This window comes from Xenorhabdus bovienii SS-2004, assembly GCF_000027225.1.
Classification (GTDB): Bacteria; Pseudomonadota; Gammaproteobacteria; order Enterobacterales; family Enterobacteriaceae; genus Xenorhabdus; species Xenorhabdus bovienii_C.
Genome location: NC_013892.1, coordinates 3,371,899 through 3,388,902, shown reverse-complemented (window position 1 = coordinate 3,388,902; position 17,004 = coordinate 3,371,899). Strand labels below are relative to the sequence as shown.

15 protein-coding genes are annotated in these 17,004 nt (G+C 46.6%); 12 read left to right on the top strand and 3 right to left on the bottom strand.

The window, feature by feature from the left end:
• The 9 genes from murD (at nucleotide 1) to lpxC (ending at nucleotide 10,362) form a co-directional block, all read left to right on the top strand.
• Nucleotides 1-1,311: a UDP-N-acetylmuramoyl-L-alanine--D-glutamate ligase gene (murD, locus tag XBJ1_RS14875; RefSeq protein ID WP_012989818.1), complete on the top strand. Its 1,311-nt coding sequence runs from the start codon at nucleotides 1-3 to the stop codon at nucleotides 1,309-1,311.
• Entirely contained in the window at nucleotides 1,311-2,504 is a 1,194-nt protein-coding gene (gene ftsW, locus XBJ1_RS14870) for a cell division protein FtsW (protein WP_012989817.1), read from the top strand. The genes murD and ftsW overlap by 1 nt, the downstream gene beginning before the upstream one ends.
• Nucleotides 2,501-3,586: an undecaprenyldiphospho-muramoylpentapeptide beta-N-acetylglucosaminyltransferase gene (murG, locus tag XBJ1_RS14865; RefSeq protein ID WP_012989816.1), complete on the top strand. Its 1,086-nt coding sequence runs from the start codon at nucleotides 2,501-2,503 to the stop codon at nucleotides 3,584-3,586. Before ftsW ends, murG begins: the two co-directional genes overlap by 4 nt.
• Before the next feature lie 36 nt (nucleotides 3,587-3,622).
• A complete protein-coding gene (gene murC, locus XBJ1_RS14860) occupies nucleotides 3,623-5,098 on the top strand; it encodes a UDP-N-acetylmuramate--L-alanine ligase (protein ID WP_012989815.1) in 1,476 nt (491 codons plus the stop codon).
• Entirely contained in the window at nucleotides 5,091-6,011 is a 921-nt protein-coding gene (locus XBJ1_RS14855; protein WP_012989814.1) for a D-alanine--D-alanine ligase, read from the top strand. The genes murC and XBJ1_RS14855 overlap by 8 nt, the downstream gene beginning before the upstream one ends.
• Before the next feature lies 1 nt (nucleotide 6,012).
• Nucleotides 6,013-6,837, top strand: a complete 825-nt coding sequence (gene ftsQ, locus XBJ1_RS14850; RefSeq protein WP_038199243.1) for a cell division protein FtsQ — start codon at nucleotides 6,013-6,015, stop codon at nucleotides 6,835-6,837.
• A 22-nt stretch (nucleotides 6,838-6,859) separates the two neighbouring features.
• Complete coding sequence (gene ftsA / locus XBJ1_RS14845; protein ID WP_012989812.1) at nucleotides 6,860-8,116, top strand: cell division protein FtsA; 1,257 nt, start codon at nucleotides 6,860-6,862, stop codon at nucleotides 8,114-8,116.
• Nucleotides 8,117-8,182: 66 nt separating this feature from the next.
• Complete coding sequence (gene ftsZ / locus XBJ1_RS14840; RefSeq protein WP_012989811.1) at nucleotides 8,183-9,346, top strand: cell division protein FtsZ; 1,164 nt, start codon at nucleotides 8,183-8,185, stop codon at nucleotides 9,344-9,346.
• A 98-nt stretch (nucleotides 9,347-9,444) separates the two neighbouring features.
• A complete protein-coding gene (gene lpxC / locus XBJ1_RS14835; RefSeq protein WP_012989810.1) occupies nucleotides 9,445-10,362 on the top strand; it encodes a UDP-3-O-acyl-N-acetylglucosamine deacetylase in 918 nt (305 codons plus the stop codon).
• A 91-nt stretch (nucleotides 10,363-10,453) separates the two neighbouring features.
• Here the strand turns inward: lpxC and XBJ1_RS14830 are convergent, their stop codons facing one another.
• Nucleotides 10,454-10,990: a DUF721 domain-containing protein gene (locus XBJ1_RS14830; RefSeq protein WP_012989809.1), complete on the bottom strand. Its 537-nt coding sequence runs from the start codon at nucleotides 10,988-10,990 to the stop codon at nucleotides 10,454-10,456.
• A 37-nt stretch (nucleotides 10,991-11,027) separates the two neighbouring features.
• Between XBJ1_RS14830 and secM the strand changes: the two genes are divergently transcribed.
• Together secM and secA are read left to right on the top strand one after the other, a co-directional pair.
• Nucleotides 11,028-11,564, top strand: coding sequence for a secA translation cis-regulator SecM (gene secM, locus XBJ1_RS14825; protein WP_012989808.1), 537 nt, complete (start codon nucleotides 11,028-11,030; stop codon nucleotides 11,562-11,564).
• A gap of 110 nt (nucleotides 11,565-11,674) precedes the next feature.
• A complete protein-coding gene (gene secA / locus XBJ1_RS14820) occupies nucleotides 11,675-14,383 on the top strand; it encodes a preprotein translocase subunit SecA (RefSeq protein ID WP_012989807.1) in 2,709 nt (902 codons plus the stop codon).
• A 64-nt stretch (nucleotides 14,384-14,447) separates the two neighbouring features.
• Here secA and XBJ1_RS14815 read toward each other — a convergent pair whose 3' ends face one another.
• The gene (locus XBJ1_RS14815; protein WP_012989806.1) at nucleotides 14,448-16,085 is read right to left on the bottom strand and encodes an ATP-binding cassette domain-containing protein; all 1,638 of its coding nucleotides are present in this window, start codon (nucleotides 16,083-16,085) and stop codon (nucleotides 14,448-14,450) included.
• A gap of 257 nt (nucleotides 16,086-16,342) precedes the next feature.
• Here XBJ1_RS14815 and mutT point away from each other — a divergent pair, with 257 nt between their 5' ends.
• Complete coding sequence (gene mutT, locus XBJ1_RS14810; protein WP_012989805.1) at nucleotides 16,343-16,747, top strand: 8-oxo-dGTP diphosphatase MutT; 405 nt, start codon at nucleotides 16,343-16,345, stop codon at nucleotides 16,745-16,747.
• Nucleotides 16,748-16,803: 56 nt separating this feature from the next.
• Here mutT and yacG read toward each other — a convergent pair whose 3' ends face one another.
• Nucleotides 16,804-17,001, bottom strand: a complete 198-nt coding sequence (yacG, locus tag XBJ1_RS14805) for a DNA gyrase inhibitor YacG (RefSeq protein ID WP_012989804.1) — start codon at nucleotides 16,999-17,001, stop codon at nucleotides 16,804-16,806.
• Nucleotides 17,002-17,004 lie beyond the last annotated feature (3 nt).

The following is a 17,004-nucleotide window of genomic DNA, read 5'->3' as shown; positions in this document are numbered from 1 at the left end:
ATGGCTGAATATTTGGGTAAAAAAGTCGTTATTGTTGGATTGGGGCTGACGGGCCTCTCCTGCGTTGACTTTTTCATGGCACGTGGTGTGACTCCACGTGTGATGGATACCCGCCTAGTGCCACCGGGCAGCGATAAGCTGCCTGATGACGTTGCGTGTCACACTGGTAGCCTGAATACACAATGGTTGATGGACGCGGATTTAATCGTTGCCAGTCCGGGTATTGCACTGGCAACACCTGAGTTACAGGCAGCGGCCGACGCCGGCATTGAAATTGTCGGTGATATTGAATTGTTTTGCCGTGAGGCGACGACACCGATTGTTGCCATTACGGGGTCAAATGGTAAAAGCACCGTCACGACTCTTGTCGGGGAGATGGCAAAAGAAGCCGGATGGCAGGTTGGTGTGGGAGGAAATATTGGTATTCCTGCACTGGAACTGCTGAAACAGCCTTGCCAGTTGTATGTATTGGAACTCTCCAGCTTTCAGCTTGAAACGACTTACAGTCTGAAAGCTGCCGCAGCGACTGTTCTGAATGTCACTGAAGACCATATGGTTCGTTATCCTGATGGGTTGTCGCAGTATCGTGCAGCAAAACTGCGTATCTATGATCAGGCAAAAGTGTGCGTGGTGAATGAACAGGATGCATTGACATTGCCGGAAGCAGGTAAAGATAGCCGCTGTATCAGTTTTGGTGTGGATAGTGGTGCTTACCAGCTTGAGAGTGGACGTCAACAATTGGTGGTTAACCATCAATCTTTATTGGAAACCCGTCAGATTCGGTTAACAGGGCAACATAATTACACCAACGGCCTGGCAGCATTGGCGTTGGCTGATGCTGTAGGTATCCCTCGCGAAGCCAGTATTCAGGCATTACAGACTTATCCGGGATTGGAACACCGTTTTCAAGTCGTGCATATGAGAAATGGCGTTCGTTGGGTAAATGATTCCAAGGCAACAAATGTCGGCAGTACTCAGGCAGCACTCAGTGGACTGACATTGGAAGGTACGCTCTATCTTTTACTCGGCGGGGATGGAAAAGCCGCTGACTTTACTCCACTGCAACCTTATGTATCGGGAAATAACATTCGCCTTTACTGTTTTGGTTGTGATGGAAATCAGCTGGCGCAATTGCGTCCTGAAATTTCCGTGTTGACAGAAACGATGGAACAGGCGATGAGGAAAATTGCACCGAAGTTGATGACTGGCGACATGGTGCTGCTGTCACCCGCTTGTGCGAGCTTTGACCAGTTCAATGGTTTTGAACATCGCGGCCATGAATTCGCCCGTTTGGCCGAGGAGTTAGGCTAATGACTATTCCAGGCCTCGGTAAATTTAAAAATTGGCTGACGGGGAACGTGGAGACCGATGCCACGGATATCGTCATGTATGATCGTACCCTGGTCTGGATGATATTGGGATTAGCTGTGATAGGTTTTGTGATGGTGACATCGGCCTCAATGCCAGTGGGTCAGCGTCTCGCACAAGATCCGTTTATTTTTGCGCAGCGTGATGCAATTTACTTGGTGCTGGCGTTTATATTATCACTCATCACCTTGCGCATCCCAATGGAGTTTTGGCAGCGTTACAGCAACATTATATTGCTGGGCACGATCATCATGCTTGTTGTGGTGCTGCTGGTTGGCAGTTCTGTCAATGGTGCATCGCGCTGGGTGGCAATTGGCCCATTGCGTATTCAGCCAGCGGAATTATCGAAGTTGTCACTTTTCTGTTACCTATCGAGCTATCTGGTTAGAAAAGTGGAAGAAGTGAGAAACAACTTTTGGGGTTTCTGCAAGCCCATGGGCGTCATGATTGCGCTGGCTATTCTGCTATTGGCACAGCCCGATTTGGGAACCGTTATTGTTTTGTTTGTGACAACGCTGGCGCTATTATTTCTGGCCGGTGCCAAATTGTGGCAGTTCCTTGCCATCATTGGCTGTGGAATATTTGCCGTCTGCGTGTTGATTGTTGCTGAACCTTATCGTATGCGTCGAGTAACTTCTTTCCTTAATCCGTGGGATGATCCGTTCGGCAGCGGTTACCAGTTAACACAATCGCTGATGGCATTTGGTCGTGGGGACTTTTTCGGACAGGGATTAGGAAATTCAATCCAGAAAATGGAATATCTGCCCGAAGCGCATACTGACTTTATTTTCTCTATTCTGGCCGAAGAATTAGGTTATTTGGGTGTGGTTTTAGTGTTGTCAATGGTATTCTTCGTCGCCTTTCGCGCAATGATGATTGGTCGCCGAGCATTACAGCTTAATCAGCGCTTTGCTGGTTTTTTGGCTTGTGCAATCGGCATCTGGTTCAGCTTTCAGGCATTCATCAATGTCGGTGCAGCGTCAGGTATGTTGCCAACGAAAGGTTTGACATTACCTCTTGTGAGTTACGGTGGTTCGAGTTTGATCGTGATGTCTACGGCTATCGTCTTATTATTGCGAATTGATTATGAAGTGCGTCTGGCAAAAGCACAGGCGTTTGTAAGGAGCCCCAAATGAGCGGCAGAAACCGGCGTTTAATGGTAATGGCTGGTGGTACGGGAGGCCATGTTTTTCCGGGACTGGCGGTTGCCCAACATTTAAAAGAACAAGGCTGGGAAATCCGCTGGTTGGGAACCGCTGATCGCATGGAGGCGGATTTGGTTCCTAAACAGGGTATTGATATTGAATTTATCCAAATTTCAGGATTGCGTGGCAAAGGAATAAAAGCACTCTTTGCGGCTCCTGTCAGAATTTTTAAGGCGATCCGGCAGGCAAAAACGATCATGCGCCGCTATCAGCCGGACGTTGTGCTGGGTATGGGTGGCTATGTCTCAGGACCCGGCGGAATTGCTGCATGGCTGTGTGGCATTCCGGTTGTTCTGCATGAACAGAATGGTATTGCCGGATTAACCAACCGCTGGCTGGCCAAAATTGCGAAAACGGTCTTGCAGGCATTTCCCGGCGCATTTTCTGATGCACCTGTTGTCGGCAACCCTGTGCGTGAAGATGTACTGGCGCTGCCAGTGCCTGCACAGCGTCTGGCAGGAAGAGAAGGATCTATCCGTGTACTGGTCGTTGGAGGTAGTCAGGGTGCAAGAATTCTGAATCAAATCATGCCAGAAGTGGCTGAGCGTATGGGTGTTCACATCACTATATGGCATCAGGCAGGAAAAGGTGCGCAGGAAGAAACACACAGAAAATATGAAAATTCAGCTAAATCTGAATTTAAAGTGACTGAATTTATTGATGATATGGCGCAGGCTTATGCGTGGGCTGATATCGTGGTGTGTCGTTCGGGTGCATTGACGGTCAGCGAAGTTTCTGCAGCAGGATTACCTGCGATCTTTGTGCCATTTCAACATAAAGATCGCCAGCAATATTGGAATGCTTTACCGCTGGAAAAAGCGGGAGCAGCAAAAATACTTGAACAGCCTCAATTTACGGCCGAAGCCGTAGTAGATCTGCTCACACAGTGGCAGCGTCCACAATTGCTGGAAATGGCAGAAAAAGCGCGTTCAGTAGCCATCGTTAATGCAACTGAGCGTGTGGCAGCAGCATTGATCGATGCTGTTGAAAATTATTCAGGCCGTTCCAAGTAGAACGGCGACGTAAACATAACTAGTGAAGATTAAAACGTGAATACACAACAGTTGGCGAAATTAAGAGTTTCCGTGCCTGAAATGAGAAAAGTCAGGCATATCCACTTTGTCGGCATTGGTGGTGCTGGCATGGGTGGTATCGCCGAGGTGTTGGCTAATGAAGGTTATCAGATAAGTGGTTCTGATTTGGCACCCAATCCCGTCACACAACAGTTGCTCGCACTGGGTGCAACCATTTATTTTAATCACCGTTTGGAAAACGTACGAGGTGCCAGTGTGGTCGTTGCATCCACGGCAATCTCTGCGGACAACCCAGAAATTATTGCCGCTCGTGAAGCCCGCATCCCGGTTATTCGCCGTGCGGAAATGCTGGCAGAGCTGATGCGTTATCGGCATGGCATCGCTATCGCGGGAACGCATGGAAAAACGACGACGACAGCGATGATTGCCGGCATTTATGCTCAGGCTGGCCTTGATCCTACATTCGTCAATGGGGGGCTGGTTAAGGCCGCAGGCACGCATGCCCGTCTTGGAACCAGTCGTTACCTGATTGCTGAAGCGGATGAAAGCGATGCTTCTTTCCTGCACTTGCAGCCTATGGTGGCGGTTATCACCAATATTGAAGCTGACCACATGGATACCTATCAGGGGGATTTCGAAAATCTGAAACAGACATTCGTTAATTTCCTACATAACTTGCCATTTTATGGTCGTGCCGTGATGTGCATTGATGATCCTGTCGTGAAAGAGTTAATTCCCCGCATTGGACGTTATATCACGACCTATGGTTTCAGCGAAGAAGCAGACATCCGCATTACACATTACGAGCAGAAGGCAGCGCAGGGGTTTTTCACCATCAGCCGTGACGACTTGCCAGAATTGCATGTCGTATTGAATGCACCTGGGCGTCATAACGCGCTGAATGCAACCGCTGCTGTCGCTGTAGCGACAGAAGAAGGGATCAATGATGCTGCTATTCTGGCTTCACTGGCTGAATTTCAGGGAACGGGGCGCCGTTTTGATTTTCTGGGTGAATTCTCCCTCAAACATATTAATGGCAAAGAAGGTCGCGTGATGCTGGTGGATGATTATGGTCATCACCCAACCGAAGTCGATGCCACGATTAAGGCTGCGAGGGCGGGTTGGCCAGATAAGCGTATTGTGATGCTGTTCCAGCCGCACCGCTATACAAGAACTCGTGATTTATATGATGATTTTGCCAATATTCTGAGTCAAGTGGATGTTCTATTGATGCTGGATGTGTATTCGGCAGGTGAAACCCCAATTCCGGGGGCTGATAGCCGCTCTTTGTGCCGTACCATTCGTAGTCGTGGGAAATTGGACCCGATTTTTGTGTCAGATTCAGAGCAAATTTCAGCCATGCTGTCACAGGTAATAGAAAACAATGACTTAGTGTTGGTTCAGGGTGCCGGTAATATCGGTAAAATAGCGCGCAATCTGGCTGAAACAAAATTACAGCCGTCTTTTAATGAGGGAGAGCATCATGGTTGAGAAGGTCGCTGTTCTATTGGGCGGAACCTCCGCTGAGCGGGAAGTTTCACTGCAATCAGGACAATCTGTTGTGGCCGGGCTGAAAGAAGCAGGCATTAATGCATATTCAGTCGATACAAAAGACTTTGATGTGACTAAACTCAAAGGAGAAGGATTCAGCAAAGCCTTCATCGCTCTGCATGGGCGTGGTGGTGAAGATGGTACGCTGCAAGGGGTACTGGAGTTTTTGCAAATCCCTTATACCGGCAGTGGTGTTATGGCATCAGCTTTGTCAATGGACAAATTGCGCACAAAACAGTTATGGCAGGGAGCAAAGTTGCCGGTTTCTCCGTATGCCGCAATTAATGCTCAAAAATTTGAACAAGTTAATGATTTCCAACTCCAAGAATATGTTCGAGAATTAGGACTTCCATTAATGGTTAAGCCGAATCTGGAAGGTTCCAGTGTTGGTATGACTAAAGTGAATGATTATTCCGAACTGCGTGGGGCATTGGAGCTGGCGTTCCAGCACGACACGGATGTGCTGGTTGAAAAATGGTTGTTGGGTCCTGAATATACCGTGGCATTTTTGGGCGATGAGGTTTTACCCTCTATCCGTATCCAAGCTCCGGAAGTGTTCTATGACTACGATGCGAAATATCTTTCCAATGAAACGAAATACTTCTGCCCAAGTGGCCTGAGTGCAGAAAAAGAGCTGGAGTTGGCAGAGATTGCATCAAAAGCGTATAAGGCGCTGGGATGCAGTGGTTGGGGTCGGGTTGATATCATGGATGATGGCAATGGTAATTTCTATCTGTTGGAAGTGAATACATCCCCAGGTATGACCAGCCATAGCTTAGTACCGATGGCCGCACGTCAGTCCGGACTCAGTTTTTCACAGCTGGTGGTGAAAATTCTGGAGTTGGCCGATTGATATGTCACAGGCAGCCCGGAATACCCGGGAGCGAGAAAGTGAAACGCGAAGCTCCCGCCCCAGTAATGGCTATCATCTAGCAGGGATTTTTTTCTTCCTGATGGTGATTGGCACCATCGTATGGGGAGGCTGGATGACATTGGACTGGATGAAGGATTCAAACAGATTAGCGCTCTCAAAACTGGTGTTGACTGGTGAACGCCATTACACCACGAATGATGATGTCAGGCGAGCAATAATGGCATTTGGCGCTATCGGGACATTTATGACACAGGATGTCAACATTATTCAGGGGCAGATAGAACGACTACCGTGGATTCGGCAAGTCACTGTGCGTAAGCAATGGCCTGATGAACTAAAAATTCATCTGGTAGAATACGTGCCTTATGTACGTTGGAATGATACGTACATGCTGGATGCAGAAGGAAATGTATTTAGTTTGCCGATAGAGCGTAGTGTCAAAGGGCATTACGCCATGCTTTCTGGCCCTGAAGGTAAAGAGAAAGAGGTATTGGCAGAATATAACAAAGTAGCGCCCTTGTTTACTGAACATAAAATGAAATTGAAAACGGTGATCATGACGGAGCGTAATGCTTGGCAATTAATTCTGAATAACGACATTCGGCTGGAACTGGGAAATAAAAATGATGTGAAGCGGATTAAACGTTTTATTGAACTTTATCCTGTGTTGCAGAAAAATACGGAGAAACGCGTGGCTTATGTAGACTTACGTTATGACAGCGGCGCTGCGGTAGGTTGGGCTCCTTTATTAATTGATGCGCCGGTTTCAATCAACGGGCAGAAAAATAACAGTGACTGGCAATAATACAGAGACAGGCAGAATAACAATGATCAAATCAACGGACAGAAAATTGGTAGTTGGCCTTGAAATCGGGACAGCAAAGGTATCTGCCCTGGTTGGTGAAATTCTGCCCGATGGTATGGTTAATATTATCGGAGTGGGAAGTTGTCCATCCCGCGGTATGGATAAAGGTGGTGTCAACGACCTTGAATCGGTCGTTAAATGCGTACAGCGTGCGATTGATCAGGCTGAATTAATGGCGGACTGCCAGATATCTTCAGTTTATCTGGGACTTTCCGGTAAGCATATCAGTTGCCAGAACGAAATTGGCATGGTGCCGATTTCGGAAGAAGAAGTGACACAGGACGATGTGGACAGTGTTGTCCATACGGCCAAATCGGTTCGTGTTCGTGATGAACACCGTGTTTTGCATGTGATCCCACAGGAATACGCTATCGATTATCAGGAAGGGATCAAAAATCCGGTCGGGCTTTCTGGCGTACGTATGCAGGCAAAAGTTCACTTGATTACCTGCCATAACGACATGGCAAAAAATATTGTAAAAGCTGTTGAACGTTGTGGACTGAAAGTTGATCAACTTATTTTTGCGGGTCTGGCGGCAAGTTATGCTGTTCTGACCGAGGATGAACGTGAATTGGGCGTCTGTGTCGTTGATATCGGCGGCGGCACAATGGATATCGCAGTATACACTGGTGGCGCATTGCGCCATACCAAGGTGATCCCTTATGCAGGAAATGTCGTCACTAGTGATATCGCCTATGCGTTTGGAACCCCTCCGAGTGATGCTGAAACCATCAAGGTTCGTCACGGTTGCGCATTGGGTTCGATAGTCAGCAAGGATGAAAGTGTAGAGGTTCCAAGCGTGGGAGGGCGTCCTCCCCGTAGCTTGCAACGCCAGACTCTGGCTGAGGTGATCGAACCTCGTTATACCGAACTGCTGAATTTAGTGAATGATGAAATTCTGCGATTGCAGGAACAATTACGTCAGCAGGGAGTAAAACATCATCTGGCCGCAGGGATTGTCTTGACCGGGGGAGGAGCTCAAATAGATGGCGTGGCCGAATGTGCTCAGAGGGTATTCCATACCCAAGTACGTATTGGCCGTCCCCTGAACATTACTGGTCTGACGGATTATGTGCAGGAGCCTTGCTACTCAACGGCAGTCGGGCTTCTGCATTATGGTAAAGAATCTCACCTTGGTGGCGATTCTGATGCCGATAAAAGAACGTCAGTGAGCGGCTGGTTCAAAAAAGTCAGCAGCTGGCTGAGAAAAGAATTTTGATTTTTTATACAGAGGCCGCGACAATGGCGCCGGCCTCGACATAAAGGCACAAAACGGAGAGAAATTATGTTTGAACCACTGGAATTAACCAACGACGCGGTGATTAAAGTCATCGGCGTCGGCGGCGGCGGCGGTAATGCTGTTGAGCACATGGTGCGTGAACGTATTGAAGGTGTAGACTTCTTTGCGATTAACACCGATGCTCAGGCGCTGCGCAAAACAGCTGTCGGTCAGACTATCCAGATTGGCAACGGCATTACAAAAGGATTGGGCGCTGGTGCAAACCCTGAAGTCGGCCGTACTGCGGCAGAAGAAGATCGCGAAGCATTGCGTACTGCCCTGGAAGGTGCCGACATGGTATTCATCGCTGCCGGCATGGGCGGTGGTACGGGAACTGGCGCAGCCCCCGTTGTGGCTGAAATTGCTAAAGAGCTTGGTATTCTGACCGTTGCTGTCGTTACCAAGCCATTCAATTTCGAAGGCAAGAAGCGAATGGCCTTCGCGGAACAGGGGATCACTGAACTGTCCAAACATGTGGACTCATTGATCACCATTCCAAATGACAAATTATTGAAAGTGCTGGGACGCGGCATTTCTCTGCTGGATGCATTCGGTGCAGCCAATGACGTCCTGAAAGGGGCGGTTCAAGGTATCGCTGAACTGATTACTCGCCCGGGACTGATGAACGTTGATTTCGCAGACGTTCGTACCGTGATGTCTGAAATGGGATATGCCATGATGGGATCAGGTATTTCACAGGGTGAAGACCGTGCAGAAGAAGCGGCTGAAATGGCTATCTCCAGCCCGTTACTGGAAGATATTGATCTTTCTGGTGCACGTGGAGTGTTGGTTAACATTACTGCCGGCTTTGATTTGCGTCTGGATGAGTTTGAAACGGTTGGTAACACAATTCGTGCATTTGCCTCTGACAATGCGACAGTGGTTATCGGTACGTCACTGGATCCAGACATGAATGATGAGCTACGTGTAACGGTTGTGGCAACGGGTATCGGGATGGACAAACGTCCTGAAATTACTCTGGTGACCAACAACAAAGTATCTCAGTCAAATACACTGGATCGCCGTTACCCGCAGATGTCTGGTGGAATCCCGTCATTGTCTGAAGAGAAAAAAACTGCTGCAAAAGTGGTCAATGATCAAAATGCGCAGACAAGCAAAGAGCCTGATTATCTGGACATTCCAGCATTTTTGCGCAAACAGGCTGATTAATAGCTAAAAGATAGGATTCTCCGCTTTTTGTGCTAAACTGTCCTGCCAATTATGTTTTATAGTAATTGGCAGGATGGGTAACATTGCGAGATATAATGATGATCAAACAAAGGACATTAAAACGGACTGTTCAAGCGACCGGCGTTGGTTTGCACACCGGTAAAAAAGTCACGCTGACAATGCGTCCAGCGCCGGCTAATACCGGGGTCATCTATCGTCGTACTGATTTGAATCCACCGGTAGATTTTCCGGCGAATGCTAAATCCGTGCGTGATACCATGCTCTGTACTTGTCTGGTAAATGAACACAATGTGCGAATTTCAACCGTTGAGCACTTGAACGCAGCGTTGGCAGGTCTGGGTATCGATAACATTGTTATTGACGTCGATGCACCAGAAATCCCTATTATGGATGGTAGTGCCAGCCCGTTCGTTTTTCTGCTGTTGGATGCAGGTATTGAAGAGCTGAATGTCGCGAAGAAATTCGTACGTATGAAAGACGCAGTTCGCGTAGAAGATGGAGATAAATGGGCTGAATTAGCACCATATCACGGTTTTAGTCTGGACTTTACCATTGACTTCAACCATCCGGCTATTGATTCCAGTTCACAACGTTATAGTTTGGATTTCTCTGCGGATTCGTTTGTCCGCCAGATTAGCCGCGCACGTACTTTTGGATTTATGCGCGATATTGAGTACCTGCAATCCCAGGGCCTGTGCCTCGGTGGCAGCTTCGATTGCGCCATTGTGGTAGATGACTACCGCGTACTCAATGAAGATGGTCTGCGTTTTGAAGATGAGTTCGTCCGTCATAAAATGCTGGATGCCATCGGTGATCTGTTCATGTGTGGTTATAACATCATTGGCGCGTTTACTGCGTTCAAATCAGGCCATGCATTGAATAACAAGTTGCTGCAAGCAGTCTTGGCGCATGAAAGTGCTTGGGAATTTGTCACGTTTGAAGATGAGGCTGAAATGCCGCTGGCTTTCCGTGCTCCATCAACAGTGATGGCATAGTAGCCAAAAAGTGTACTGAAAACATTCCTATGGTTAATCAAAGAGTTATGTTATCTGTCTCGCTTTTTTTGCTGATGTTTTTTATTCAACGCTAGCACTTTTTTTTGGCTGTACTGGTACCCTCTCCGGCCAGCGCAGCCAATCTCTCTAATTTCCTTTTCAATTTCTCAGGGCTGCGTTCAGCCAATATCATTAATGTTTCTGCACTTTCATGGCTCAATTGGCGCTTTGGTAAATTCTGATTATTATTATTAGGTGCTGTTGTTGACGATTTTGCGAAATCTTGCGCATTATTACTACGTTTGACCATTAATGATGGATTAATCCTGATGTCGATAGAGGATAAAGATGGTAGAATTTCGCTTCTCAGTGTCGAAAGCAAAACGGGCACTTCATAGCGAAGTCTTGTCATCCAACTGGCATTTCCTGCTTCCAGTACCAGAATATGTTTGCGATAATTGGCGACCCTGCACCATGGATGCAGTTGTGCGGGCAATAAACTGAGCATGGCACGGTTGAGTTTCAAAAGTGCAATAGCATGTTGTTGAATGATTTGAAGAGGGCTTTTACCGACAGCTGCCTCATCTTCAAATAGCGTATCCAGTGATTGTGGTCGGCTATCTCGCATATTAAAGGTAGTTCCAGTATTTATTAATGAAGGGTGAATGAGTATTTTAAATCTTTGGCGACAATTTGGTAGGCGTTATTTTTGGTCTCACCTTTTACTGGGCATGGTCGCCACAGGAATTGGTGTTCCTGCTGTTTTAGCTGGAATAACAGAAAGCCTTCCTCATAGTAATACTTCTTCCAGCCAAAAGAACCAAAATCAGGTATTTTCCTCATTTGATCACTTATTTCAATTACAAAGTGTCCAGCGTCAACCTTCGAATCATTTGAATTACTGGCAGCAACATGCTGTTCGCAACATTATTCGTCGGCTTTCTTTTACTTTTTCTATTACTGGCCCTATCCAACACGAAGTAGCAAAAGAAAGCATTCGATTTTCTTCTCCATGCATGCAACAACTTATGCTGGATACGTTGTATGCTATGCTGATACAAGCACCGTCACAATTTGAATCCATCCTTGATATTGAAATTACGGCGACTATTCTTCCTGATTCCCACACACCGGCACTCTGGGTAGCTAAAACTCAGGGAATTCGCGCGGGGCCAACAGCTAACCATTTATCTTTGCTTTAACTAACTCACCTGTCTTACTTTTTATTTTTTGATGAGACAGCTTTGCTTGGACAGTCTAGAAGACACAATTGGTTGGCCGCAACTTTGGCCTTATCTGAGATGTATTAATTATGCTGATTAAATTACTCACTAAGATTTTTGGTAGCCGTAATGACCGTACCCTACGCCGTTTGCGTAAATCGGTTGAGATTATCAACCATATGGAGCCTGATTTTGAGAAGCTCTCCGATGAAGAATTAAAAGCAAAAACAGAACAATTCCGTGCACGCCTGAAAGCAGGTGAATCACTGGAGAAAATTTTGCCTGAAGCCTTTGCTACTGTACGCGAAGCCAGTAAGCGTGTATTCGGTATGCGTCACTTTGATGTGCAGTTGCTGGGTGGGATGGTGCTGAACGAACGCTGTATTGCGGAGATGCGTACAGGTGAAGGTAAAACTCTGACCGCAACACTGCCAGCTTACCTTAATGCCTTGGGTGGACGTGGTGTTCATGTCGTGACTGTGAACGACTATCTGGCACAGCGTGACGCCGAAAACAATCGGCCATTGTTTGAATACCTCGGTCTGACCGTCGGTATTAACCTGCCAAACATGCCAGCCCCTGCAAAACGCGAAGCCTATGCCGCAGATATTACTTACGGCACCAACAATGAATACGGTTTCGACTACCTGCGAGACAACATGGCGTTTAGCCCAGAAGAGCGAGTACAACGCAAACTGCACTATGCGCTGGTGGATGAGGTGGATTCGATCCTGATCGATGAAGCCCGTACCCCGTTGATTATTTCTGGACCAGCGGAAGACAGTTCTGAACTTTACATCAAAGTGGACAAACTGATACCTAAACTGATCCGCCAAGAAAAAGAAGATTCAGAGGCATTCCAGGGAGAAGGTCACTTCTCGGTTGATGAAAAAACACGTCAGGTTAACCTCACTGAGCGTGGTCTGGTTCTGGTTGAAGAACTGCTGGTTGGTGCCAAATTGATGGATGAAGGCGAATCACTGTATTCGCCGACCAACATCATGCTGATGCACCATGTAACAGCAGCGCTGCGTGCCCACGTTTTGTTTACTCGCGATGTAGATTACATCGTCAAAGATGGTGAAGTCATCATTGTCGATGAGCACACCGGGCGTACCATGCAGGGACGTCGCTGGTCTGATGGACTGCATCAGGCGGTTGAGGCGAAAGAAGGTGTTGAAATTCAGAATGAAAACCAGACACTGGCCTCTATTACATTTCAGAACTACTTCCGGATATATGAAAAACTGGCAGGTATGACGGGAACCGCTGATACAGAAGCCTTTGAATTCAGTTCTATTTATAAACTGGATACTATCGTTGTTCCGACAAACCGTCCGATGATCCGTAAAGATTTGCCGGATCTGGTCTACATGACCGAAGCGGAAAAAATCGATGCGATCATTGAAGACATTAAAGAACGCACCAATAATGGTCAGCCTATATTGGTAGGGACAATTTCGATTGAGAAATCGGAAGTCATTGCTAAAGCATTAACCAAAGCAGGCATTGAACATAACGTCTTGAATGCCAAATTCCATGCAATGGAGGCGGATATTATCGCACAGGCCGGACAGGCTGGCACGGTTACTATCGCGACTAACATGGCTGGACGTGGTACGGATATTGTGTTGGGCGGAAGCTGGCAGTCTGAAATCGCCAAACTGGAAGAACCAAGCCAAGAGAAAATCGAGCAAATTAAAGCTGCATGGCAAGAACGTCATGATGAAGTACTTGCAGCGGGCGGTTTGCATATTATTGGTACAGAGCGTCATGAATCACGGCGTATCGATAACCAGTTACGTGGCCGTGCGGGACGTCAGGGGGATGCTGGTTCTTCGCGCTTCTATCTCTCAATGGAAGACTCCTTGATGCGTATTTTTGCTTCCGATCGTGTCACTGGCATGATGCGTAAACTTGGCATGCAGCCGGGTGAATCGATTGAACACCCATGGGTTACTAAAGCGATTGCCAATGCCCAGCGTAAAGTAGAAAGCCGTAACTTCGATATTCGTAAGCAATTGCTGGAATATGATGATGTTGCCAACGATCAGCGCCGTGCGATTTATGCCCAACGCAACGATCTGCTTGATGTGGGTGATGTCAGCGAAACCATTGCCAGTATTCGTGAAGATGTCTTCAAGGTAACGATTGACGCCTATATTCCGCCACAATCTCTGGAAGAAATGTGGGATATAGAAGGTTTACATGAGCGTCTGGTAAACGACTTTGATCTGGATATGCCGATCAAGGAGTGGCTGGACAAAGAACCTGAATTGCACGAAGAAACGCTGCGTGAACGTATTCTTGAAAAGGCGATTGAAGTTTACAAACAGAAAGAAGAAATCGTCAGTACAGAAATGATGCGTAACTTTGAAAAAGGCATCATGTTGCAAACCTTGGATACGCTGTGGAAAGAGCACTTGGCTGCGATGGACTACCTGCGCCAAGGTATTCATCTGCGTGGCTATGCACAGAAAGATCCAAAGCAGGAGTATAAACGCGAATCTTTTGCCATGTTTGCTAATATGCTGGAATCGCTGAAATATGAAGTGATCAGTACATTGAGTAAAGTTCAGGTCAGAATACCGGAAGAAGTGGAAGCGCTTGAGAATCAGCGCCGTGAAGAAGCGGAGCGTTTGGCAAAGAAACAGCATTTGAGCCATGAAGTTGAGCAAGGCGCTTTAATGTCAGAAACAGAAGCACAGATGGCGAGTGGCGCACGTAAACTGGGACGCAACGATCCTTGCCCATGTGGCTCAGGCAAAAAATTTAAGCATTGCCACGGCAGTTTATAATAAAAATAGTAATAAAGAGCCAGCGATTCATTGTCGTTGGCTGATTGGATAAAACCCTCAAAACTCATCTCTCAGAGAATGATTTGAGGGTTTTTTTATGAAGAAAATCCTCGCTGCTACCCAATAGTAATTCCTGCATATTGCCAATATTTGCAATAAACTGAGCATCGTGGGAAATCAGTACCATCGCACCAGTATAACTATGCAGCGCTTTCTGGAGTAGTTCGCGTGATTCAATGTCCAAATGATTGTCAGGTTCATCCAGCAGCAGCAGGGCGGGAGCATAAGGCCCACAAAACAAGCAGGCAAGAGCGACTTTGAGTTGTTCTCCTCCACTCAGATAGCCTACCGGTTTCAAGGCTTCTTCACCACGAATGCGCAGTTGTGCCAGCCGGGTACGGTAACGATCTTCAGGCCAACCGGGTGACTGTAACTGAAAGTTATGCAGTGCGGATTGGTTTTTATCAAGAAATGAAAAATGTTGATCCATCAGACGATAGGAAGGTGTTATTCGGCAAGTGCCTTGTTTGGTAGGAAATAAACCTGCCATCACTTTTAGCAAGGTAGATTTTCCACTGCCATTTTTTCCCGTGATAGCGAGGCGATCACTATGATTCATTGTTAAACTGATGGGAGAGCCTGAACCAAAAGGCAAAATGACATTTTGCAGATAAAGTAACGGAGCAGGCGCTATTTGCGGCGCAGCAACCGTGATTGACAGAGGATCGATGATTTCCAGTCTTGCTCTGGCATCTGTGGCCAGAGAAGTGCTTCGCTGTAATCGTTCCTCATGTTGTTTAGCCTGTCGTGACAACGTGGCTTCTGAGCGCCCTAATTCCCGATCAAGAATGATTTTACTTTGATTGGCATTTTCCCGTCGTTGTTTACCTTGGCTTTGTCTTTTACTGGCTTTTTCTCGATCTTTTTGCTTATCACGCAAGGCTTGTTTGAGGTTTTTACGCGTCTGATCAACCTCGCGCTGTACACCTAACCGTAGCTGTTCCTTACTTTCTAACCACGTTTCCCATCCACCTGTGCTGCGGCATAGCCCTAACCCACTGAGTTCGTAGACAACAGACACATGTTGTAATAATTGGGGGTCATGAGTAATCAGTAAAATGCCGCCACTGAAATTTGTCAGCCATTGAGCCAGCCAGAGACGCCCTTGTCGATCAAGGTGATTACTGGGTTCATCCAAAATCATAAACTCCGCTCCCTGATATTTTAGTGCCAGCAGTCTGAGGCGAGTCTGTTCTCCACCACTGAGAGAACTAAAAGGCTGCTTTAATACTTCAGGGCGCAATTCTCCTTCTGCCAATAGGGACTCCGCTTGAAATTGCCAATCCCAATGATTTTCCATGATGTCAAAATCTGTCACATCACCGACGCCCGCTAGAATGCGTTCATTGGCATTCATGATCTCAGTTAGTCCTAACATCTCAGCCGCATTACCTGAAAAGGATGTTAGACCTTGTGACAGATAACCAACATCACGGAAATGGTTCACACTGCCTTCTGTCGGTGGTATTTGCCGAGCCAATATTGATGCTAGCCAAGATTTACCAATACCGTTACGACCGACTAAAGCGTGTTGTTCCGCGTTCAAAACCATATCAATACCAGAAAACAGAGGAATGATTTCACCAGAAAATTGATAGGCGATTTGCTTTGCTTCGATCAATGGTTGGCTTTCAGATTGCATGAATGATGCTTCCTTAATCTTTAAAGTACGGCTTTATGCTTTCTATGTCGGATTCTATTTGTCGGCTAATGTCAGATACCGCTTACCAAAATGTGTCCACATAATACGCTTTTATTTGGGTGAATCTTGGCAAAAAGCAATAAGACGTGATTACGGCTCTCATGAGATTAATCCTGTTTCTTTCTCATATGACTGTTTATTATAGTCCGCAAGAAATAATCACATTGATTAAATAATCAACTGCAAGAAAGACTATTATGGAAAAAAAACATCTGCATATTGCGGCCGGCATCATTAAAAATACCAATGATGAGATTTTTATCACTCAGCGTCATGCTGACTCACATATGGGCGGCTTTTGGGAATTTCCGGGAGGAAAACTTGAACAGGAAGAAATTCCGGAGCAGGCACTTATTCGGGAATTGAAGGAAGAAGTGGGGATCACGGTAACCCATTGTGAATTGGTGGAAACCATCACTCATGAATTTTCTGACAGAAACATCACACTCTATTTTTACCTTGTGGATCAATGGAAAAATGAGCCATTTGGTAAAGAGGGGCAGCCTTCCCGTTGGGTTTTGCAAACCGAATTGATCGCTGATGAGTTTCCGCCAGCAAACCGCAGCATAGTGGCTTTGCTGAACAAAAGCGGATCTCATTAAACAAAACAAATAATTAACGGTAGCGCCGAATACAATCGGCGCTACGTTGGTGGTTATTACCGATCTGGTTCTTCACTCCAGCTATCGTTTTCTGAGCTGTCGTCCTGACTGGCGATTTTTTTTTCTTCACTGGCCCATTCGCCTAAGTCGATTAATTGGCAACGTTTACTGCAAAATGGGCGATATGGGTTGATTTCTCCCCATATTACCGTTTTAGCGCAAGTCGGGCATGCGACGGTCAATACTTCAGACATCTT

Coding starts and splice junctions, on each gene's coding strand:
- murD (WP_012989818.1), top strand. CDS start 1: ATGGCTGAATATTTGGGTAAAAAAGTCGTTATTGTTGGATTGGGGCTG.
- ftsW (WP_012989817.1), top strand. CDS start 1,311: ATGACTATTCCAGGCCTCGGTAAATTTAAAAATTGGCTGACGGGGAAC.
- murG (WP_012989816.1), top strand. CDS start 2,501: ATGAGCGGCAGAAACCGGCGTTTAATGGTAATGGCTGGTGGTACGGGA.
- XBJ1_RS14855 (WP_012989814.1), top strand. CDS start 5,091: ATGGTTGAGAAGGTCGCTGTTCTATTGGGCGGAACCTCCGCTGAGCGG.
- ftsQ (WP_038199243.1), top strand. CDS start 6,013: ATGTCACAGGCAGCCCGGAATACCCGGGAGCGAGAAAGTGAAACGCGA.
- ftsA (WP_012989812.1), top strand. CDS start 6,860: ATGATCAAATCAACGGACAGAAAATTGGTAGTTGGCCTTGAAATCGGG.
- ftsZ (WP_012989811.1), top strand. CDS start 8,183: ATGTTTGAACCACTGGAATTAACCAACGACGCGGTGATTAAAGTCATC.
- lpxC (WP_012989810.1), top strand. CDS start 9,445: ATGATCAAACAAAGGACATTAAAACGGACTGTTCAAGCGACCGGCGTT.
- XBJ1_RS14830 (WP_012989809.1), bottom strand. CDS start 10,990: ATGCGAGATAGCCGACCACAATCACTGGATACGCTATTTGAAGATGAG.
- secM (WP_012989808.1), top strand. CDS start 11,028: ATGAGTATTTTAAATCTTTGGCGACAATTTGGTAGGCGTTATTTTTGG.
- secA (WP_012989807.1), top strand. CDS start 11,675: ATGCTGATTAAATTACTCACTAAGATTTTTGGTAGCCGTAATGACCGT.
- XBJ1_RS14815 (WP_012989806.1), bottom strand. CDS start 16,085: ATGCAATCTGAAAGCCAACCATTGATCGAAGCAAAGCAAATCGCCTAT.
- mutT (WP_012989805.1), top strand. CDS start 16,343: ATGGAAAAAAAACATCTGCATATTGCGGCCGGCATCATTAAAAATACC.
- yacG (WP_012989804.1), bottom strand. CDS start 17,001: ATGTCTGAAGTATTGACCGTCGCATGCCCGACTTGCGCTAAAACGGTA.